Raw genomic sequence first — 21446 nt, 5'->3', positions numbered from 1 at the left:
GATAAGTGCGATCCTAGCAACACAATTTCTATGTACAATTTATTAACATACGGCCGTGCAATTAAGGAGTAGCGCATGACGAAGACCCTCTTTCGCCAATCATTTCTTTTTGACAGCCTAGATCTTGAGCAAGAAGTGGTTGCAGGACAGACCGTACTGAGTAACGGTGTTCAAATTAAGCTTCATCAACGCGGTGTATTGGAAGTGATTCCCGCAGAGTATAATTCTGAGACCAAGAACATCATCTTTTCAACAGGTGTTCATGGCGACGAAACTTCACCAATGGAGCTGATTGATAAGCTCATTGAGGATATTGAAACCGGCTTCCAAGTCGTGACAGCAAGATGTTTGTTCATCATTGCTCACCCAGAAGCGACCAATGCGCATACGCGTTTTCTTGATGTGAATATGAACCGTCTGTTTGATGAAAAACAGCACGAGAGTAATCGAGAAGTGGACATCGCGAAGAACCTTAAGTACTTGGTTACTGAGTTTTACAAGGAAACGGTGCCTGCCACTCGTTGGCACTTAGATCTGCACTGTGCGATCCGTTTGTCTAAGCATTACTCTTTCGCCGTAAGCCCTAAGGTTCGCCACGAAGTTCGCAGTAAAGCCTTGTTCGATTTCATTAACAGTGCTCACGTTGAAGCGGTGTTGTTATCCAATGCGCCAACGAGTACTTTCAGTTGGTACAGCGCTGAAAACTTTGAAGCGCAAGCACTGACAATGGAGCTAGGGCAGGTAGCAAGAATTGGTGAGAACCAGCTTGATAAGTTAACTGCTTTCGATTTGGCAATGCGCAATTTGATTGCTGAAATAGAACCAGAGCATTTACCAAAGAAAACCATTACTTATCGCGTAAGCCGAACCATTGTTCGTTTGCATGATGATTTTGATTTCATGTTCTCTGATGCCGTTGAAAACTTTACGGCGTTCAAGCACGGTGAAGTGTTTGGTCATGATGGTGATAAGCCATTGATGGCGAAGAATGAAAACGAAGCAGTAGTGTTCCCAAATCGCAACGTTGCTATCGGTCAACGAGCGGCCTTAATGGTGTGCGAAGTTGAAACACGATTCGACCACGGTCAGCTTGTGTACGATTAATACCTAGTCGAACTAGAACGACCAAAACAACCGCTCAACTGGTTGAAATATCAAGGTTCACATTACGGTGCGAGCCTTGAGTTTATTGAGGGATACAGGTAAGGTTACGCGAACAATTTCAAAGTAGCTTGATATGGATTTCCAACAACTTCTTCACCAAAAACAGCGCAAATGGACCCGAGCCATTTATCTGATGGCAGCACTGCTTGTCGCGCTGAGTGCGATTTACCTAATGGTTGGCGATCTTTTCATTTCCCCTCTGGGCACTTTGTCCACGTTAGAACAAAAATTACTGATTGATTTACGCTTACCTCGATTATTAGCAGCGATTGCTATCGGGGCAGGGTTAGCTGTATCTGGCGCAAGCCTACAAGTCTTATTGGGTAATGTATTAGCAGAGCCAGGTGTGCTCGGCATTTCTGGTGGCGCAAGCTTGGCGATGGTTATCGTACTGTTCTTCTTGCCGTTTGCTCCTACACCAGAACTGTTCATGATTGCCGCCGTTTTAGGTTCACTTTGTTTTACCGTGATTCTAGTGAGCATGGTAAAAACCATGCGACTCACCACGGCTAAATTACTGCTAGTCGGTGTCGCGTTGGGCATTCTTTCTGGTGCGATGGTGACATGGGCGTTCTACTTTAGTGACGACCTCAGCCTCCGCTTATTGATGTATTGGCTGATGGGCAGCTTGGGTGGCGTGACTTGGTATCAACACTCGCTCACGTTAGTGATGATCCCCGTGATTATTTGGTTGTGTTTGCAAGGCAGTAAGCTAGACAAACTGATGATTGGCGAGATTCATGCTGCACAGTTAGGCGTGAACGTTCCGAGATTACGTTGGCGTCTAATCTTTGCTGTGTCTATTCTAGTCGGCTGCGCGGTTGCCTTAGGCGGCGTGATCAGCTTTGTTGGCTTGGTTGTGCCACACTTGCTGCGTTTAGCGATTGGTACTGACAACCGATACCTTCTTCCCTTGTCTGCCGTGGCTGGTGCAGCATTGCTGGTATTTGCTGATATCTGTGCAAGAACTTTACTAGATTCAGCAGAACTACCCTTGGGTGTGATGACCACCAGTATCGGCGCGCCTATCTTCATTTGGATGTTAATTAAAAATCATGATTCAAATTAAGAGCCTGAGCGTCGGCGCTCGTCTATTACCACTATCATTTGAGCTCAAGAAAGGGCAGGTGACTCATGTCATCGGTCCTAATGGCAGTGGTAAAAGTACCTTACTAGAAGCGATATCTGGCGTTGGTGATGGCTACAAAGGGGATATAAAGCTCGACGGACAAGATTTGTCACTGTTATCACTACAAGACTTGTCATTGCATCGTGCTTATCTTTGTCAAAGTGCAAGACCGGCCTTCAACTTGGAAGTGTTCCAATACCTTGCGTTATCACTGCCAAGTTCATCGCACGGCCTTGATACTGAAATCAACACGGCTTTGGAAGAGATAAGCCAGATGTTGGACATCACAGACAAACTTCATCGTTCAATTCAGACACTGTCTGGCGGTGAATGGCAACGCGTTCGTTTGGCGGGAATGTGCCTGCAAATTTGGCCGACGCTTAATCCTTACGCAAAGCTCCTGATCCTCGACGAACCTGCAGCGCCGTTAGATATTGCTCAAGAAGCGTTGCTGTATAAGCTTATCGAACGAGTGGCTGAGAAGGGCATTGCGGTTATTATGGCTAACCACGACCTGAACCGAACCTTGAGGCATGCCGACCAAGTACTGCTGCTCGAAAAGGGCGTTTTACAAGCTTCTGGTTCTGCGGCACAAGTTCTGACTCCAGAACAACTTGAGTCTGTGTTTAACACACAAGTGAAAAGCATCTCGGTCGACAATCAAACTTACCTATTGTTTGGTTAATTTAGGCTCATCAATACAAGGCAATCTATATGTTTAGATATATTCAACGACGACGAATCAAGAAAGTAATCAAATCACTTTCTGCAAAGTTGGTGAAAGCGTACGGAAGCAGTGACTTTTTCTCTATTGGGCAAGTAGAAACGAGTTCATGTGAATTGAGTAAGCGCCAACAACTGGTTGCCTTAGCATTGTTTGCTGATCCACAAAACCTTGCTGCTGAAATTGCTCCAGCCATTCAACTGCTGCGTAATGATGTGTCTAATGACTTCTTCGGTGGTGAGGAATATAACGCGCGTGATGTACTTAATTTGTTGGGCGGTGGCGGTTGGAAGGGCGGTCGTATGGACGATGATATGTCGAATCGATTTGGCATGAATAGCCGCTATTAGTTTAGCTCGTTCAAATTAACGTTTAATGATTTATCCATTTATAAACGTATACGCTCAATAGCTTAATAGCTTAATAGCTTAGTCACTTAGCGACTTTGCGACTTTACAGCAGTCTCAACAACGTAATAATAATGATGATAAAAAGCACTCAATATCATTATTTATGCGAGCGTTTCACTCCAATTAATTCAATGAAAAAATACCTTCCTAGCGATCTATTTTCTTAGGGAATGCGTAATTTTTGTCGGTAAAAATTGATAATTCGAACCAATATCATCTATCTCTAACGCATTTCTTTGAGTTGTGTGATTCTGATTCCTTTCAAAATAAATCCCACTTTTATTGATAGTTGAACGAAGCCGCTACGCGGCAGAGTAAAACGAGTGCGAACCATACTCTTGTAACACCATCACCCTGATGGTCGTTGACAGGAGTAACTTATGAATCCCACCGACTTAAAACGCTACAACACCCTTTATGAACAACACCTTACCAACCTAAAGCTGCAAGGTAAACGACCTGCGACGATCGATGCCTATTCCCGTGCAGTTCGTCGGATCACCGCTCATTTCGATCGCGTCCCTGACACATTAACCACGGCCGACCTCAAACAGTTCTTCGCGTCTCTTATTCAAACCCACTCGTGGAGCACCATTAAACTCGATCGTAATGGCTTGCAGTTTTTCTATCGCTACACACTGGGTAAACAGTGGGAGTGGCTCAATATCGTCAAGCCGCCACAAGTAAAACGACTGCCCGACATACTCACACCGCAACAAGTCAGCTCACTGATTAACCACACGCGACAAGCCCGTTATCAAGTCTTCTTCTTAACTCTTTACAGCATGGGATTACGCCTTGGTGAAGGGCTCAATCTCACGGTTCACGATATCGACAGCCAAACGATGCGGGTTCACATACGCGAAGGAAAAGGCGGCAAAGACCGAATGGTGCCGCTTCCTCTGCGAACGCTTAAGGCACTCCGCACACACTGGCTCAGCCATAAGCACCCTCGCTTACTGTTTCCCGGGCTTGGAAAAGGTGACGACGCACCGATGGACAGAGGCGGTATTCAAAAAACCATGAAGCTTGTGCTCAAAGAGTGTGACATCCAAAAACACGCCAGCCCCCACTCTCTCAGACACTGCTTTGCAACGCACTTGCTTGAGCAAGGGCTTGACCTGCGTTCACTGCAAACGCTGCTGGGTCACGCAAGCCTTAATACCACAGCCCGTTACACCCGAATGACTGCGCTAAAACAACGCGATGCGGCGATGGCCATCAACCATTTAACTGACGCTCTAGACTTAACGGGGAGCATTACATGAGTACCTTTATTGAACTGCTTCGCCAACACCACTCTACGCTTAAGCGTCACTATCATGCGCAGCTCAATGGCGATATGCATCGGGCCATTGCGGCGATGCTCCGTTGCAAAACAGAGCAACAAGGTCGGTCACAGTGGTTTTGCAGCCACTGCCATCACGACGACCGATTACCGCTTTCTTGTGGTCATCGACACTGCCCTCAGTGCCAACAACGCACCACCGCTGATTGGCTTCAACGTCAGCAGCAAAAGCGGTTACCTGTTCACTATTTCATGGTGACCTTCACTTTGCCGTATCAACTAAGGGTTTTAGCAAGACATCAACCTAAAGCGATATATAACGGTATGTTTAAGGTGGCATCAGGGGTATTAAAGGATTTTGCCAACCGGCAACGCCAAGGTGAACTTGGTTTTACCGCCGTGTTGCATACTCACAGCCGACAACGAAACTTGCACCCACATCTGCACATTATCGTGGCGGCAGGCCAATACGACCCATCAAGACAAACCTGGCACAAAGGCAACAAGCATTACCTTTTTAACGTGTTTGCTTTGGCCAAAGTCTGGCGAGCAAGAATGCTAGAGGCCATTAATCAACACCCAACGTTGTGGTTGCCGAGTGGCATACCCAAACAATGGGTGGTCGATTGCAGACAAGTGGGATACGGTCAGGCTGCGTTGAGCTATTTGGCTCGCTATCTCTATCGTGGTGTGCTGCCTGATGAAGACATCATCAGTATTACAGATGATACTGTCACCTTCCGCTATAAAGAGAGCCAGACCAATGCATGGCGAACGCGCACCTTGCCCACTCTGAAGTTCTTACTGCTCATTTTGCAGCACGCGCTGCCCAAAGGGTTGCAGCGAGTACGAGATTACGGTTTTTTACGTGGTCAAGCACACGCCTTAAGAGCCCGCATTCAACTGCTGTTATTGAACTTGGTCTATATGATGCCGCCGCTAACGGCAACGATAAGGAGCAAAGCGATAAGAATCTGCCCTTGCTGTGAGCATGAGATGGCGTGTGTTGGAGTGAGCCGACCCATGTAGCCGAAAGGCATTGATAACAAGGAGAATGGCATTGACGAAAACAGAGGAGATGTGACGACGAAAGAAATAGAAAACAGCTAACTGATTGATAAGATTGCTATCGCAACCTTATCTTAGCTTCGCTCGCTTTGAGAAAAGCCTCAAAGCGATGTGCCCTTCAAGTTCAATCGTACAATTTACTTAATAAAGTGGCTTCGGGCTTGTTCAACACTCGGGATTTAGTGTTGGCTGCGCAACACCTTAATCCTTATTTGTTATGACGTATATATTTTCCGTGTTCTTTAAGTCAGAAACTATAAACCCTCGAACTGCAATATTGATTAGTAAATGTCCAATCAATATTTCATACGGGGGTAAAATAATAGAGAGTGGGAAAGTGAAAACAGCAAATAATAATATTCTAAAAATAGCAGTGGGGATGGCTATGCTATCCAGCGTACCATCAGTAGCAAACGCTCATGGCTGGTCTGAATTTCCAAGTGCACGTCAGAATACGTGCTATGAACAAGGCGGGGTTTGGTCGGGTACGCCACCAAATGCAGCATGTGCTCAAGCAAAAGAGATTTCAGGGTCATATCCGTTCGTTCAACGCAACGAGTATGCGAAAAACATTCAAGACTTCAACAACATCAATGCAGTGAAAGCGGCGATTCCAGACGGCACGTTATGTTACGCCAATGATTCGCAAAAACGTGGTATGGGCGCACCTCATACTGGTTGGACTCGCACCGAGTTAAGCACTGGTACATTTGAATATGTATTCAACGCGACTGCACCACACAACCCGTCATTCTGGGAGTTCTATCTAACAAAACCAAACGCCGACCTGAGCAAAGGCCTAGCGTGGGGTGATTTAGATCTTATCCAAGAAGTTGGGAATGTTCCTGTAAGTGGTGGCAAATACCGTATCAACGTAACGATTCCTTCAGACCGATCTGGCGACGCAATCTTATACGTTCGTTGGCAACGTGACGATGCCGCCGGTGAAGGTTTCTACAACTGTTCAGACATCACTATCGCGGGGGGAACAACTCCTCCACCAGAGCCGGGTCCTCAACCTGATCTAGTCCGTGGCGACCTGTTTGTTTCTGACCAGTTTGGTACGCCAGGAATTGGTGATACGGTTAAATATGACATCATCAACAAGTACGGTGAAGTAGCGCGTAGCTTCGACATCGTTATCGATGCTTCAAACGTTAACGATTGGGCTCGCTTGTTGGCTTCAGAGATTAACGGCTGGCATGAAGAGTTTAAAGATGGCGCGATCTTCATTGGTGACTGGCACGCTGAAATGCAGCACTACATGTATTTCCAAAACGATCCTTCACGTAACTTCTTCAACTCAAAAGATAGCCGTGCTTCTGGTCAGTTAACGCTGATTGATGGTGGCGACGGTGGTGTTGAACCATTGAAAGGCGACATCTACGAGCTAGTGAAGAGTGACAACGTAGTGAATGCTGGCGACAAAGTTGTGATTGCAACAAGTGAAGCGGCGACATTAACTCAAACTCAAGGTTCTGCTGTAAGCATCCAAAATAACGGCACTGCGTCAGTTGTCGTAGATACGACTGGTATTGTAGCTAATGAAACCTTGTCATTCATGGCTAGTTCTATTGAAAGTGACAGTGTTGAAACCTTCACTTTTGAAGTAATTGCCGATGACGGTGGTGTAACACCAGACCCAGATCCAACGCCGGATCCTGATCCGACTCCTGACCCAGACAATGGCACTTGGGACTCTTCAGCGACTTACCTAGGCGGTGAAGTAGTAACGTACTCGAACCAGTCTTGGAAAGCACAGTGGTGGATTCAAGGTGGTACAAACCCTAAAGCGACCTACGAAAATGATCAGTGGGGCGTTTGGCGTCCAGCTAACTAGTCAGTTAGTTAATCTAAACTAAGTAACTAGGGCGTGTTGATCTTTCGTGAGTGTTTTTTGAACAGCATGGTAAAGAGTTATAATTTGCTTCGCCAAAAGTAAAACCATAACCAATACCATGCCAAGAACAATGCTAACTGATATTCGCTGGGAACTGCTACTCCAAGTTATGAAAAGTACAGGTCGTATTTACGATAAAACTGAACATCGAATGACATTTGAAGGAATACTTTATCGAATGAGAACAGGTATTCCTTGGCGAGATCTACCCTCTGAGTTCGGAGAGTGGAGTACCGTTTACAGACGATTTAATCTTTGGTCAAAGAAAGGGATTTTAGATAAACTTTTCAAAAGCTTATCTAGCATGGCTGATTTTGAATGGGTCTTTCTTGATGGCTCTATAGTTCGAGCGCATCAGCATAGTACAGGTGCAGCTACTGAAAGCTCAGAGCAAATAGGAAAAAGTCGCGGGGGCAACTCAACCAAAATTCACTTAGCCGTAGATAGTGGTGGTCTGCCGATTTGCTTTGATTTATCAGAAGGACAACGCCACGATATAGTGCATGCCGAAAGCTTAGTTGAACAACTCGATGAAGTTAATACTATCGTTTGTGATAAAGGATATGACAGCGAACCTTTCCGTACTTTTGTTAAGGAACGTGGCGGAGAAACGGTAATTGCTAAACGCAATTACGGACAAGATATAGACAAAGACAGTATGGATTGGTGTCTATACAAGTATCGTCACTTGGTCGAAAATGCCTTTGGGAGAATTAAGCATTATCGAGCTATTTCAAGTAGATATGACAAGCTAGAAAGGAATTATGCCAGCATGTTATCGCTGGCATTCATGTTAATGTGGCTACCGATGTATTGTTGAACACAAAATGTACAGCAAAGATCAACACGCCCTAGTAACTAAGGCACTACACTCGCTTGATGAGTGTGGTGTCTTTTCTTGTGGGAGAGATAAACAAGTCGACCGTGAAGGTAATTGGGTTTAGGGTAGGGCTTTGTTATACCTGAATGTCCGAGTGCTTCGAATATCCACGGTTTAGTAATCTTTTACACATTAGATAGAAAAGACTTTTTGATGAAAAAATCTCAGATACTCGCCAATACAATCAAGAATCAGATAGAACAAAACATCTGGCTGAGTGGTGAGAAGATCCCATCAATTAGAGACACATGTAAGCGCTATAAACTCAGTATCGAGACGGTACTTCAGGCCTATCAACAGCTTGAAGACCAAGGCTATGTGCGCTCAAAGCCTAAATCTGGCTATTTCGTGTTACCGCGCAGAAATGTGTTCACCTCAGAACTCGTACAACAAAAAGCCATCAAGCCGTATCCCGTTAAGATCAGCGACCTGCTTTACGATGTACTTCAACGAGCCAAAGACCCTAGCATCATTCCACTTAGCTCGGCATTCCCTGACCCTGCTTTGTTTCCGCATCAAGCATTGTCGCGCAGTTTAGCCAATGCCAGCCGCCAAATGCCCGATAACAGCATGCTTACTAATCTGCCACCGGGCAGTGAAACATTACGCAGGCAAATCGCTCAGCGCTATCAAGCTGGTGGGCTAGATGTATTGCCCGACGATATTGTGATCACGTCAGGGGCAATGGAAGCACTTAACTTATGCCTGCAATCCTGTACCGAGCCGGGTGACTTAGTCGCGATAGAGTACCCTGCGTTTTACGGTGTGTTACAGACTATTGAAAGGCTTAATCTTACCGCTGTTGAGATCCCGACCGACTCTGAAACCGGTATCGATTTAGATGTGTTGGAATCGGTGTTTTCTTCAATGAACATCAAAGCGTGCTGGTTCATGACAGAATCGCAAAACCCAGTGGGTTATTCGATGAGTGATAACAACAAGCAGCGACTCGCCGAGTTAGTGAATGACCATAAGATCCCAATGATTGAAGGCGATGTGTATCGTGAACTTCACGTTGGAAACCAAAGCTCATTGCCAGCTAAAGCCTATGACACTGGCGAACAAATCATGTTGTGTGGTTCGTTTTCCAAATCACTGTCGCCCGGCTTTCGAATTGGTTGGGTGGTTGCAAGGAAACAAGCGTTAAAGATTCAGAGATTGCAGCACCTTTCGACGCTCTCAAGCAGTATTCCTATCCAACTTGGACTGTCTCATTACCTGACGTTTTATAGTTATGACAACCATCTTAAAAAACTTCGCAAGCTTTTGAATGAAAGGAAGAAGGCACATATTGCATTGTTAGAATCTAGCTTACCTTCAAGTGCGATGGTGCATAAAAGCCAAGGTGGTTACTTCCTTTGGATAGAGTTGCCTCATTCTGTTTGTGTTGAGAAGCTTTATGAGCAAGCACTTGAACACAACATCTCTGTCGCGCCAGGGATCATATTCAGTAGTGACAAAAAGTTCTCCCATCACATTCGACTTAATTGCTCGTATGCTTGCGACGACAAAATCGCAGACGCCATTCGTACGCTAGGTGGTTTGATTCAGACCATGGAATCACAAGCCTAAGTCGTTAGTCAATCCTCGACTATGTTTACTTGAAATTTAGCTTGTCACTCGTCAGATGATTCAATCTGTTCTGTTTTTTAATAACTAATCTGTTCTAGTTTGGTTTGTTCGAACTGTGCTGAAATACGCTCCAATTCTTAATATGAAAGCCATCATTATGATGTTTGGAGCTTAAATGTTTGATGTAGTTGAATTGTCGCGTTTACAGTTTGCGCTAACCGCTATGTTTCACTTTCTCTTCGTCCCGTTAACTATTGGTATGTCTTGCTTACTGGCGATCATGGAGTCGATCTATGTGCTTACCGGTAAGCAAATCTATCAGGACATGACTCGCTTTTGGGGCAAACTTTTTGGTATTAACTTCGCATTAGGTGTCACGACCGGATTAACCATGGAGTTCCAGTTCGGCACCAACTGGTCTTATTATTCTCACTATGTCGGCGACATCTTTGGTGCGCCTTTAGCCATCGAAGCGCTTGTCGCATTCTTCCTAGAATCCACCTTTGTTGGACTGTTCTTCTTCGGTTGGGAAAGGCTATCCAAACGCCAACACCTTGTCGTGACTTGGTTGGTGGCGTTGGGCTCTAGCTTCTCTGCGTTATGGATTCTGGTTGCTAACGGTTGGATGCAAAATCCGATTGGATCGGAGTTTAATTACCAAACCATGCGTATGGAAATGACTAGCTTCGCCGAAGTGGTGCTCAACCCAGTTGCTCAGGTTAAGTTCTTGCACACAGTCGCTTCAGCTTATACCTGCGGTGCGATGTTGATCCTTGGCGTGAGTTCTTACTACTTGCTTAAAGGTCGTGACGTTGCCTTTGCCAAGCGTTCTTTCGCTGTAGCGGCATCTTTTGGTATCGCATCGATTATCTCCGTAATCGTACTTGGCGATGAATCTGGTTATGAACTGGGTGACGTCCAAAAAGTGAAACTTGCGGCGATTGAAGCTGAATGGCACACCGAACCGGCACCTGCGGCGTTTACTTTGTTTGGATTACCAAATCAAGAAGAAGGCAAAACCGACTTTGCTGTGAAAATTCCCTATGTGATGGGGATTATTGCAACGCGATCTTTGGATGAGCAAGTGACAGGGCTTCATGACTTGCGTGACCAACATTTAGTGCGTATTCGAAACGGTATTATTGCTTATGAATTGCTAGAGCGTTTGCGATCTGGCGATACCTCACATGAGACAGAGCAAGCTTTCGATCAAACCAAGCACGATCTCGGCTATGGCTTATTACTTAAGCGTTACACCGATACAGTGACTGACGCGACTGAACAACAAATCCAACAAGCAGCCGATGATTCAATCCCAACTGTGTGGCCTCTGTTCTGGTCATTCAGAATCCTGGTGGGTTGTGGCTTCATTATGTTGTTTGTGTTTGGTGCGGCCTTCCTGCAAACCTACCGTAAAAACATTACGCAAAAGCCTTGGTTATTGAAGGCGGCACTTTGGTCAATTCCGTTGCCTTGGGTGGCAATCGAAGCAGGTTGGTTTGTTGCGGAGTATGGTCGTCAGCCATGGGCGGTCGGTGAAATTCTCCCTGTTGCGGTCGCGGCTTCTTCGCAAACCGTTGGAAATTTACTTACGTCTCTCGCGCTAATTATTGGCCTCTATACGGTCTTCATCATTGTTGAAAGTTACTTGATGATTACCGTCGCTAAAAAAGGCCCAAGCAGTTTGAAAACGGGGCGTTATCACTATGAACAGACAACAACATCGCTTGAAGCCAAATTGGTACAACAAGTTCAACAATAAGGTGACTGACTCATGTTTGAATATGACACATTGCGTTTAATTTGGTGGGTGCTAATCGGTGTGTTGCTGATTGGTTTTATGATCACCGATGGCTTCGATATGGGAGTAGGAGCGTTGTTACCGTTTATCGGTAAAACCAACTCTGAAAGACGAGTGATGATTAACTCCATTGCACCCCATTGGGACGGCAACCAGGTGTGGTTAATTACCGCAGGTGGCGCTTTGTTTGCGGCTTGGCCGTTAGTGTATGCGACATCGTTTTCAAGCTTATATGTTGCGATGTACTTGGTTCTTATCTCATTGTGGCTGCGTCCTCTTGCACTTGAGTACCGAGCCAAGATAGATAACGACCAATGGCGAAAAGTGTGTGATTTAGCGATTTCGTTTTCAGGCTTTTTTCCGCCGATTTTATTTGGTGTCGCGTTTGGCAACTTGATGCAAGGGCTTCCATTCTCGCTCAATAGTTTACTCATGGTTGAGTACCACGGATCGTTTGTTGATTTGCTTAATCCGTTTGCTCTGTTGTGTGGCTTCGTTGGGTTATTGATGGCGTTGTTGCAAGGCAGTGCTTGGCTGATGATGAAAACGACAGATGCGCTATACAACAAGGTAAGATTGGTTGCTCAGGTGAGTGCGATACTTGTGGTGAGTCTCATGGTGCTAGGTGGTTTAACAATAAGCTACATTGATGGTTATCTGATTGCCAGTGAGTTGAACCATAGCGCTGTTTCGAATCCGTTAAACAAACACGCGATAGCAGAAACTGGTGCTTGGTTATCTAACTTCGAGATTTACCCTTGGATGTGGTTTGCACCAATTGGCAGTGTGTTTATTCCACTACTGGCTTTAATTGGGGCAAGGTTGAAATTGGATGCGATTACTTTTATTAGTTCCAGCCTGACTAACGCTTGCATCATCTTAACGACTGGTTTCTCGATGTTCCCGTTCATTATCCCGTCTAGCGTTAAACCGAGTCATAGCCTAACATTGTGGGATTCAACCTCTAGCGAACTGACCTTGAACATCATGACAGGTGTCGCGTTTGTGATGGTGCCTATCATTCTTTGTTATACCGCGTTCAGCTACCGAACCATGTTTGGACGACTCGATAACGAGTATGTCGAACGCAACGGCAATTCACTGTATTATGGAGTTTCTCATGTGGTATTTTGTTTGGATATTAGGCTTATTTCTAGCCTCTGCATTTGCAGTTTTGAATGTCATCAGCCTAGAGAAAAGTGACTCAGAAACTGAGTTCTGATTGACCTTTGATTCATAAAGAGACCAGAAGCATGATGCTCTGGTCTTTTTTATACCTTTAAATCATGGCTATGCTGCTTTATTAGTTAGTGGCACAAAATGGTAAGACTCGATTCGAGTGAATGACTAGAATTATCTCAAACGAAACAAGTGAGCTAAGACTCAGTTTAGTCACTTTATCTTATTCGAATGGATGCTTTCAAAACTCGAAAGAGGATTAACTTATGTACGAACTAACACTGATTCTAAGTCTAATGATGGGTGGTGCAGACAGCACAGCAGAAATGGAAGTTAACACTCAATTTACGACTCTTGAGCAATGGAATGAAGAAGGTGCAGCGTTAGCTAAGAAGCTCAATGCTACGGCCCTTAAAGTCATGCAAGTTCAATGTGAGCGTGATTAACTAGATCAAGATGAATTAGTTCATGATTAACCAGAACAGAATTAGTTAGATCATGATGAACCAAAGCTAACCTATTGTTAAATATTTAGTATTTGATAGTGTGTCTAGGTGCACATTAAGGATGTGTTTCATATTTAGCGATGAAAATAGTAGGAGTTGCGATGAGTATTATAGTGAGACGGTCTGAACCGTCAGATGCAAAGGGAATAAAAGAAGTCTACGAATGCACTAATGCTTATACCGGTACGCTGCAACTCCCAAATCCATCTCTGGAAAGCTGGCAGAAACGAATCTCAAATATGCCTGACAACGTGTACTCGTATGTCGCGATGATCGATGATGAGATTGTTGGTAATTTGGGAATGGAAGTGTGTGTAAACCCGAGAAGGCGTCATGTTGCTTCATTCGGTATGGGTGTTAAAGACAATGTTTTAGGCAAAGGTGTCGGTAGCCAACTGCTCGCGACCGCAATCGACTTGTGTGATAACTGGATTAACATCAAACGACTTGAACTAACGGTCTATACCGATAACGAAAGAGCGATCAGCTTGTATAAGAAGTTTGGTTTTGTGATTGAAGGGGAGTCCGCAGGATTCGCTTTCAGAAATGGCGAATATGTGGCGGCTTATCACATGGCACGACTGGTATAGTATTTAGCTACAATTAACACCCAGCTGCAACTGACACTCGGCTGCTTTAGCACACAGCTACAATTTACACACAGTTTGAAATCACTAACAGATAATAAAACGCCACGTTATTTAAACGTGGCGTTTGCTATTTTGGCGTGCTGATCGGTTTAGACAACCAGTCTTAAGCCGTTAGAGGCTCAAGGTTCGCAGGGCGGTAGTGTACTGATTTTAGTACTTTACCTTGGCGAACTGTCTTGCCTTCCGATACGAAATCTTCCGCACACTTAGCGATGATGTATTCGCCTTTTTGAACAGCCATCAGTTTGATGTTCTGCTCAGCATAGAAAGCTTCAGTTTCTGCGTATTCTGTTTCGTTACGGCACACTTTACTCATGTTGCTTGAGTGTACTTCGTCCCAACAAGGCAGAAAGTCGATTGAGCGGTTTTTAGAAACATTCAACAGTAGGTCGATCAGGTAGCTGATTGCTAGGTTGTCTTCTACCTTAGCTTGGCCAAGGTGAACTAAACGTCCCATCAAAACATAAACGCTGTCTACAATAGCGTCCGCTTGTTCGATTTTAGAGTCAGCTTCTGCAAGTTCTGTTAGTTCTTCGATCGCTAGAGATGTGTGTAGCGTATCGCCTTTTTCGTCCATTGTTTCAGGAGCAGCAACAGGCAGATCAAAAGTACTGCGGAACTCTTCAATGTCGCGGTAAAGGTGATCGTAGATTTCTTGGCTTAGTTGAGAAAGGTTCATTTTCCTATCCATTCTGTTTCGTTAGTGGGGTATTTTACCAAAGCTGGGAATAGGGTGCTAACGCAAAGTCGACTTTTATTCATTGGTTTAATGAGGTATCTTGCATAAAAACTAATTGATTAATATATAATTTACAGTAGGCTATACGTAATATTGCCAATCAGTTCTCCGTCGTAGGATCACAGTTATGCACCAAGCTAATGAAAGTGAAGTTGTTATACGTCGTTTGTATCAAATCACCAATGATTATCGAAAAGGGTTCGATATTCAGATCGCTCAGCTGCTTATCATGGGGCTTGAACGCTTCAACCTTGATATTGGTATCTTATCGAAAGTCGATGGTAATTCTTATTTAGTTGAGCACTGCGTTACACCTGAAGGGGTAGAACTCAATAGCGGTGACACCTTCGATTATCCTTCGACTTATTGCGAAATTACTTGTAAATCGATTGGTCCTATCTGCATTGAGCATTGTGGTAAACACGATAAGTATGCGACTCATCCTGCCTATCAGTCTTTTGGTTTGGAGTCATACATTGGTATTCCCATTTTCGTTAATGATGAGCTTTATGGCACCTTAAACTTTTCAAGCCCAGAGCCTTATCATCGTGAGTTTAAAGAGTTCGATATCGACGTCATGCGGTTAATGGCGTCATGGATCGAAGTGGAACTGGTGAGAAGACAGCAAGAACGTAAACTGACAGAGTTAAATGAAAAACTTGAATATCAAGCTTTGTACGATCCTCTTACACACTTGCCGAATCGACGTTGTTTGTTCAAAACGCTGAATGCGGAAGTCGAGCAGTTAAAAGGATCTTTAGGAAAGGGAACCTTAGCGGTTGTCGACATCGACTTTTTCAAACAGGTCAATGACACTTATGGTCATCAAATGGGTGATGTGGTTTTAAAGAAAGTGGCAAACGTTCTGCGCAATAATATTCAAGATGGAGAGTTTGTAGCTCGCTTTGGTGGTGAAGAGTTCATTCTTTGGTATCCAAATAGTACACCAAGTGGTGTTGAAGATAAGTTCATGACTCTTTTACAAGAAATGAAGAAAATCACACTAGATAGTAAGCCTATCACCATATCAATTGGTGCGTGTCATTTTGAGTTGAGCACTGGAGATAGCAAAGGGGAGAGAATGTCGGCATTAGACTCGCTAATCAAAGTTGCCGATGAATGCCTGTACATTGCTAAACAAAATGGACGAGATCAGTTCATTTCTCGCCCATATCATCAAGAGCGCTCAGGAATATGAGCCAGCATTTTAGCGATTAACTGAACGATTAACTGAACAGATAAGGGAACAGTTGACGACGTTCTTCCGGCGTTAAGGATTCAACTCTCGCGATGTTGGTATCAGGAATCGCTTCAGGGTTAGGGTAGTGCTTCAACACTTTTTCCATACTCGCTTCACGAATCAAATGGTAAACCGGATACGGAGAGCGGTTAGTTAGGTTTTCATCGTCTTCTGGATCGGCACCACCAAAGCAATAGTCTGGGTGGAAGGTTGCTACTTGGTAAACGCCTTCCCAATCTTCTTGCTTGATTAACGCTTCAATCCAATCAATGAACATGTTGTAGTCGAAGAAGTCTTGCAGCATGTTAGGCACAACCACCAAAGTCGTCTCTAATTCCGCGACTGGCGTGTTATCTAACTCTACGAAATGCGTCATGATGTCTTCCAACAACGCTTCTTCCGTATTCGCTTCACTCACAAAGATCTTAATCTGCTTATTACGTTGTGGCTTGGCTGCGAATGGACACAGGTTTAGGCCAATAACGACATCGTCTAACCACTGCTTTACTTGGTCGTGGATGGTTTGAAGATCTGTGCTTTGAGTGTTCGACATAACAGGTTCCGAAATGAAATTTTGCGTAGGATATCAGAACGGACGTCAATCAAAAGCAATAATTGAGTTACAACCTCAGTCGTACTTATGCTTGTGCGAGTTTAGAGGCCGATACTTGAAGTTGTTTTAATTGGTAGACCCAAGCAAATATCGCAACATAGAAGATTGAACCGCCCGCAATCACGCCATTCCAACCGAACAGTTGCCAGCAATACAAGAGTAAGAAACCACCTAAGCTCCCGCCAATATAATAGTGAACCAAGTAAAGTGCGGTTGCTGTCGCCTTAGCGCTCGGCGCTTTTTGACTTACCCAAGAGTAGGCAAGGGTATGGGCGAAGAACGCGCCGCCACTAATCAATAACAAGCCTGCTAGCATGAACGGGACTTTGTCGACGGCAGAAATTAGCATTCCGATTAAGCTAATGCACACGCCCATCAATATTCCGTTTAACGGATCAAAGCGAAGTGTCCATTTGTTGGAGAGCTTAGAGCTTACCGTACCGGCCAAGTAACATAGGAATATCAGTGAAGCTAAGCCCACTGGCACTGAGTGAGGCGCAGATACTAGCCTAAAGCCCATTACTGAATACAGGTTAACGAATAGCGCGAAGTTAGCGCCACCAATCAACATCGCGAGCCACAAGGTACGGTTTCTTAAGTGCATCACAACCGAGCGGTTATGATGAAAGAACAACCCTTTCTGAGGTTTGAAGTTTTGTTGGTCAGGCAGACTATACGCAATATAGAGTGCGCCGATTAAGGATCCGACCACGAAAAACAACACCGTAGCGTGCCAGTCGAAATAATCCGTAATTAAGCCACCCAATACACGCCCGAAGATGCCACCTAATGAGTTAGCCGCAATATAACCTCCAATCGCGACTGCGAATGCTTTGGGTGATAACTCTTCGACCATATAGGCAACCGCTACGCCAGCAAAAGCAGCAACGGCGATTCCCATGACTGCTCTGGCAATAACAAGTTGCAGTAGAGTGGTTGTGAACACCATGCTCAATCCAATCAAAGGAATAGCGAACAGACTGAATAGGATAATAGGTTTTCGACCAAAGGTTTCAGAAGCGATTGCCCAAGGCACCAAGCTGATGGAAAGCCCAAGTGTTGTCGCGGCAAACAGCCAGTTGATTTGAGTTTCAGATACTTGGAAGTGCTCGGCCATGTGCGGCAAGATTGGCTGAAAGAGATAAAGGTTACAGAAAATGATAAACGAGCCAATCGCCAATGATTGGGTGATACCTTTGTATTGAGGACTGCCTTTATCAAACATTTACGTTGTGCCTGCGCGAGTTAGTAAGCTATTTGTGAACAAGTTATCAGCACAATGGCGATTAAAGAAATATATTAAAAATATAACCTCAATATAATTAATATATCGACATGCTTGAATCAAAACCACTTCGACATTTTCTGGCTGTTGCTCAGTTTGGTAACTTCACTCAAGCCGCCAAAGCGCTGCATATCGCACAGCCTGCTTTGAGTATCTCTATAAAAAAACTAGAACAGACGCTTGAGTTGATTCTGTTTCGTCGCGGAGATAAATCAGTCACCTTAACGGAAGAGGGTAAAGTGTTATTTGAGCATGCGAAGCGAATCGCCCAACAGTTTAATGATGCTCAACTCGCAATGAATGAGCTAAAGGGACTAGAAAAGGGAGAAGTGCGATTAGGCGCTCCAAGCATGATGGGCAGTTACTTTTTCCCCCAAGTCGTGATGGCGTTTAAAAGCCAATACCCAAACCTAAAATTGACTTTAATTGATGCCGGCACCGCATCGATTCGTGAAATGTTATTAAACGGCGAACTGGATATTGGGGTTATCAATCATGAAAATGTCCCAGATGATCTCGAAACCGATCACTTGTTGAGTTCTGAGATGCTAGCTGTTGTTGGTAAAGAACACCCATTGGCAACGCAAGCATCCATCACCTTTGAAGAGTTTTTCGCTCAAGAACTGATTATGTTCAAGTCGGGTTATTTCCACCGTGATTTTATTGATGCGACCTGTAAAAAGTACAATCTCGATATGACCATCGCCTTCGAAACCAACTTATTGCCAATGATTCTTTCTATAGTAAAACGAGAGTTTGCCATTACTGCGCTGCTGAGTTTGGTCACAGAATACGAAGAAGACGTCGTGGGGGTGCCATTTAAAGATCCTGTAAAACTCAATCTATCTTTGGCTTGGAGAAAGGAAGGGTACCTGTCGAAGGCAGACCGAACCTTTATTGATTTCGTTAAGCGCTACGTGTGATTTAGAATGGTATAGAACAACAAAGCCCGAGCATCCTAGATTGGACATTCGGGCTTTATTTTATAGAAGTATTACTGGCTTAGAGCACTTAGGTACTCTTTGAGTTATACATCTTATCGAAGTTCTTCTGATTCCAGCCGACCATCACCTGGTCGCCGATTTTAAGTACGGGGATAGAGCGAGCTCCCATCGCTTGCAACTCTTTACGACCACGCTGCATCTTTGCATTCGTTAGGCGGTAAACAATTTTCTTTGAATCCAAATAGCGCTGTGCATCTTTACAGTGCGGGCATTTGTCTGCGACGTACAATACAACACGTTTCATTTTTATAATCTCTTTTTGAGTCTAGCTCTTGGTGAATCTCGCTAAAGTGTAACGAATCCTAGGTGATTAGAAAAGTGTGATCAGTTACACTATGCGGCTCAATTTTCAAGACCACAACGTATTGTCGTGGTGTAACTTGTACGGTCTTTCAGCATGCATCCTTCTTTACGCTATATCCAAGGCTACCCGAAGCACATTCTCGACCCGGTAACTCAACTAGTTGAATCGGGAAAGTTGGTGCCGTGGTTCGAAGCTCGCTACCCAAAGAATCATGAAATAAAAAGCGAGAAAGCCCTGTTTGACTATGCGATTGAGATTAAAAATCGTTATATGAAAAAAACACCACCGATCAGTAAAGTGATTTATGACGGCAAGATACACCTAATCAATAATGCATTAGGTCTGCACTCTTACGTCGCGAAAAATCACGGTGGAAAGATCAAATCGAAGAATGAGATCCGTATCGCCAGTGTTTTTAAAAATGCGCCAGAACCTTTGCTGAGAATGTTGGTGGTACACGAACTGGCGCACATCAAAGAGAAAGAGCACGACAAAGCCTTTTACCAACTATGCTGTCACATGGAACCGGAATATCATCAACTTGAGTTAGATGCCCGTTTATTCATGATGTATTTAGATTTAAAGAAGTAGCCCAATGAGCCAATCACAAAATAGAACGACGCTAAGCCTGTCGAAAAACAGTACCTCCGCAGCAAAAACAAAAGATAACCAAGCTAACGAAGGTAACAGTACGCAAGGTAACCGTAAGCAAGGTGATGTTAAGCCAAGTGCAGGTAAACCAAGCAGCGACAAGCGTATTTCTTCAAAGAACACATCGGATAAAAACCGAAAGAGTACAGTTTCAAAAGGCGCTAGTAACAACAAAGCAAAGCGACCTTTTGCAAAAGATAGCAAAGGTAAGCCGGGCGCTAATAAAGGGCCATCGAATAAGGCGTCTTTCAATAAAACTGTATTTAACAAGAATGCAGCACAGAAAAGACGTTCGGCAGAGAAGCCTCAAGGTGGATTACACCCAAGAAACCAACACACAGGTCGCTACGACTTTGAGTTATTGGTTGCAGCGTTACCTGAGCTAAAAGAACATCTGATCAAGAACCCGGTGGGCGAAGACACCGTTAATTTCTCTGATCCATTGGCTGTTAAGCTACTTAACAAGGCTTTACTGGCGCATCACTATGGCGTTAAGCATTGGGATATTCCTGCTGGTTACTTGTGCCCACCAATTCCTGGCCGTGCAGATTATATCCACAGAGTGGCAGACATCCTAAACAGCGATGGACAAGGTGAGCCTTATAATCACGCCTCTGTGAAAGCATTAGATATCGGTGTTGGTGCAAACTGTATTTACCCAATCATTGGCGCGACAGAGTATAAGTGGCGCTGTACGGGTACGGATGTCGATTCAGTCTCCATCAAAACAGCGAACTTCATTGCTGAAAGTAACCCTAATCTAAAAGGTAAGATCCGAGCTCGTCTACAAGCGGACTCTGAATCTATCTTTAAGGGCGTGATTAAGGATAATGAACGTTACGATGTCACTATTTGTAACCCTCCATTCCATAGTTCTCTAGAAGAGGCGGAAAAGGGGTCACAACGTAAACTGGATAACTTAGCGGCAAACCGAGCTAAGAAAGCGGGCAAGTCATTCAAGCCCGAGATGAATAAGAAGCCAGCCAAATCGATTAAGCAAGAGAAACCAACCTTAAACTTTGGTGGCCAAAAATCTGAACTTTGGTGTCCGGGTGGCGAAGCTGCTTTCATTATGAAAATGGCGAGAGAGAGCCAACTTTTTGCTACTCAAGTATTGTGGTTTACGACATTGATTTCTAAGAAAGATAACGTCGATATGGTTCGTTCAGAGCTGGGTAAGCTAAGAGCTAAACAAGTAAAAGTGGTTGAGATGTCGCAAGGCCAGAAGGTGAGTCGCTTTATCGCATGGACCTTTATGGACGACGAGCAAAGACAAGAGTGGATCACGCTAAAATAGCGGCTGCGCTAAGTTAAGACATTAAGTTGAAATTACGTACGG

At 44.4% G+C, this 21446-nt stretch carries 21 protein-coding genes and 1 pseudogene; 18 read left to right on the top strand and 4 right to left on the bottom strand.

Features of this window, described 5'->3' with window-relative positions:
• The first annotated feature begins 75 nt into the window (after window positions 1-75).
• The 14 genes and pseudogenes from OCV30_RS08560 to OCV30_RS08500 all read left to right on the top strand — a co-directional run bounded on the left by OCV30_RS08560 (window position 76) and on the right by OCV30_RS08500 (window position 14211).
• Window positions 76-1104: a succinylglutamate desuccinylase gene (locus OCV30_RS08560; RefSeq protein WP_019824082.1), complete on the top strand. Its 1029-nt coding sequence runs from the start codon at window positions 76-78 to the stop codon at window positions 1102-1104.
• A gap of 133 nt (window positions 1105-1237) precedes the next feature.
• Window positions 1238-2233 carry a vitamin B12 ABC transporter permease BtuC gene (btuC, locus tag OCV30_RS08555; RefSeq protein ID WP_065678656.1) on the top strand — a complete coding sequence of 332 codons (996 nt, stop codon included), beginning with the start codon at window positions 1238-1240 and terminating at the stop codon, window positions 2231-2233.
• A complete protein-coding gene (btuD, locus tag OCV30_RS08550) occupies window positions 2220-2978 on the top strand; it encodes a vitamin B12 ABC transporter ATP-binding protein BtuD (protein WP_065678655.1) in 759 nt (252 codons plus the stop codon). Before btuC ends, btuD begins: the two co-directional genes overlap by 14 nt.
• Before the next feature lie 29 nt (window positions 2979-3007).
• Entirely contained in the window at window positions 3008-3367 is a 360-nt protein-coding gene (locus tag OCV30_RS08545; RefSeq protein ID WP_065678654.1) for a DUF6559 family protein, read from the top strand.
• A 440-nt stretch (window positions 3368-3807) separates the two neighbouring features.
• A complete protein-coding gene (locus tag OCV30_RS08540; protein ID WP_065678653.1) occupies window positions 3808-4695 on the top strand; it encodes a tyrosine-type recombinase/integrase in 888 nt (295 codons plus the stop codon).
• Complete coding sequence (locus tag OCV30_RS08535) at window positions 4692-5744, top strand: IS91 family transposase (RefSeq protein ID WP_261879027.1); 1053 nt, start codon at window positions 4692-4694, stop codon at window positions 5742-5744. The genes OCV30_RS08540 and OCV30_RS08535 overlap by 4 nt, the downstream gene beginning before the upstream one ends.
• A 418-nt stretch (window positions 5745-6162) precedes the next feature.
• Complete coding sequence (locus tag OCV30_RS08530; RefSeq protein WP_476756269.1) at window positions 6163-7623, top strand: lytic polysaccharide monooxygenase; 1461 nt, start codon at window positions 6163-6165, stop codon at window positions 7621-7623.
• Window positions 7624-7741: 118 nt separating this feature from the next.
• Window positions 7742-8503, top strand: a complete 762-nt coding sequence (locus tag OCV30_RS08525; protein WP_102552608.1) for an IS5 family transposase — start codon at window positions 7742-7744, stop codon at window positions 8501-8503.
• A gap of 213 nt (window positions 8504-8716) precedes the next feature.
• A complete protein-coding gene (locus tag OCV30_RS08520; protein WP_065679039.1) occupies window positions 8717-10135 on the top strand; it encodes an aminotransferase-like domain-containing protein in 1419 nt (472 codons plus the stop codon).
• Between the two features lie 175 nt (window positions 10136-10310).
• On the top strand, window positions 10311-11897 hold the full coding sequence (locus tag OCV30_RS08515) for a cytochrome ubiquinol oxidase subunit I (protein ID WP_065679038.1): 1587 nt from the start codon (window positions 10311-10313) through the stop codon (window positions 11895-11897).
• A 12-nt stretch (window positions 11898-11909) separates the two neighbouring features.
• Window positions 11910-13043, top strand: a pseudogene (cydB, locus tag OCV30_RS08510) (cytochrome d ubiquinol oxidase subunit II); the annotation flags it as partial.
• Window positions 13044-13056: 13 nt separating this feature from the next.
• Window positions 13057-13158, top strand: coding sequence for a cytochrome bd-I oxidase subunit CydX (cydX, locus tag OCV30_RS22945; protein WP_004734907.1), 102 nt, complete (start codon window positions 13057-13059; stop codon window positions 13156-13158).
• Window positions 13159-13381: 223 nt separating this feature from the next.
• Window positions 13382-13561 (top strand): hypothetical protein, encoded by a 180-nt coding sequence (locus OCV30_RS08505; protein WP_065679037.1) that lies wholly within the window; start codon window positions 13382-13384, stop codon window positions 13559-13561.
• Between the two features lie 161 nt (window positions 13562-13722).
• Window positions 13723-14211, top strand: a complete 489-nt coding sequence (locus OCV30_RS08500; RefSeq protein ID WP_065679036.1) for a GNAT family N-acetyltransferase — start codon at window positions 13723-13725, stop codon at window positions 14209-14211.
• Window positions 14212-14374: 163 nt separating this feature from the next.
• On the opposite strand, the gene OCV30_RS08495 is transcribed toward OCV30_RS08500, so the two are convergent.
• Window positions 14375-14950: a nucleoside triphosphate pyrophosphohydrolase family protein gene (locus OCV30_RS08495; RefSeq protein ID WP_017059167.1), complete on the bottom strand. Its 576-nt coding sequence runs from the start codon at window positions 14948-14950 to the stop codon at window positions 14375-14377.
• 187 nt (window positions 14951-15137) lie between these two features.
• Here OCV30_RS08495 and OCV30_RS08490 point away from each other — a divergent pair, with 187 nt between their 5' ends.
• Window positions 15138-16208, top strand: a complete 1071-nt coding sequence (locus OCV30_RS08490; protein ID WP_065679035.1) for a sensor domain-containing diguanylate cyclase — start codon at window positions 15138-15140, stop codon at window positions 16206-16208.
• A 28-nt stretch (window positions 16209-16236) separates the two neighbouring features.
• On the opposite strand, the gene OCV30_RS08485 is transcribed toward OCV30_RS08490, so the two are convergent.
• Together OCV30_RS08485 and OCV30_RS08480 are read right to left on the bottom strand one after the other, a co-directional pair.
• Window positions 16237-16803, bottom strand: coding sequence for a DUF1415 domain-containing protein (locus OCV30_RS08485; protein ID WP_009846920.1), 567 nt, complete (start codon window positions 16801-16803; stop codon window positions 16237-16239).
• A gap of 85 nt (window positions 16804-16888) precedes the next feature.
• On the bottom strand, window positions 16889-18088 hold the full coding sequence (locus OCV30_RS08480) for an MFS transporter (protein ID WP_065679034.1): 1200 nt from the start codon (window positions 18086-18088) through the stop codon (window positions 16889-16891).
• Between the two features lie 110 nt (window positions 18089-18198).
• Between OCV30_RS08480 and OCV30_RS08475 the strand changes: the two genes are divergently transcribed.
• On the top strand, window positions 18199-19071 hold the full coding sequence (locus tag OCV30_RS08475) for a LysR family transcriptional regulator (RefSeq protein ID WP_065679033.1): 873 nt from the start codon (window positions 18199-18201) through the stop codon (window positions 19069-19071).
• An 88-nt stretch (window positions 19072-19159) separates the two neighbouring features.
• Here the strand turns inward: OCV30_RS08475 and OCV30_RS08470 are convergent, their stop codons facing one another.
• Window positions 19160-19396, bottom strand: a complete 237-nt coding sequence (locus OCV30_RS08470; protein ID WP_012604109.1) for a glutaredoxin family protein — start codon at window positions 19394-19396, stop codon at window positions 19160-19162.
• Window positions 19397-19549: 153 nt separating this feature from the next.
• On the opposite strand from OCV30_RS08470, the gene OCV30_RS08465 reads away from it, so the two are divergent.
• Both OCV30_RS08465 and rlmF read left to right on the top strand, forming a co-directional pair.
• Window positions 19550-20047: a YgjP-like metallopeptidase domain-containing protein gene (locus tag OCV30_RS08465; protein WP_004734935.1), complete on the top strand. Its 498-nt coding sequence runs from the start codon at window positions 19550-19552 to the stop codon at window positions 20045-20047.
• Between the two features lie 4 nt (window positions 20048-20051).
• Window positions 20052-21404 carry a 23S rRNA (adenine(1618)-N(6))-methyltransferase RlmF gene (gene rlmF / locus OCV30_RS08460; RefSeq protein WP_065679032.1) on the top strand — a complete coding sequence of 451 codons (1353 nt, stop codon included), beginning with the start codon at window positions 20052-20054 and terminating at the stop codon, window positions 21402-21404.
• Window positions 21405-21446: the final 42 nt, after the last annotated feature.

Source organism: Vibrio atlanticus (assembly GCF_024347315.1).
Classification (GTDB): domain Bacteria; phylum Pseudomonadota; class Gammaproteobacteria; order Enterobacterales; family Vibrionaceae; genus Vibrio; species Vibrio atlanticus.
The sequence above is the reverse complement of the archived record's forward strand: the minus strand, read 5'-3'. Positions and strand labels throughout refer to the sequence as shown.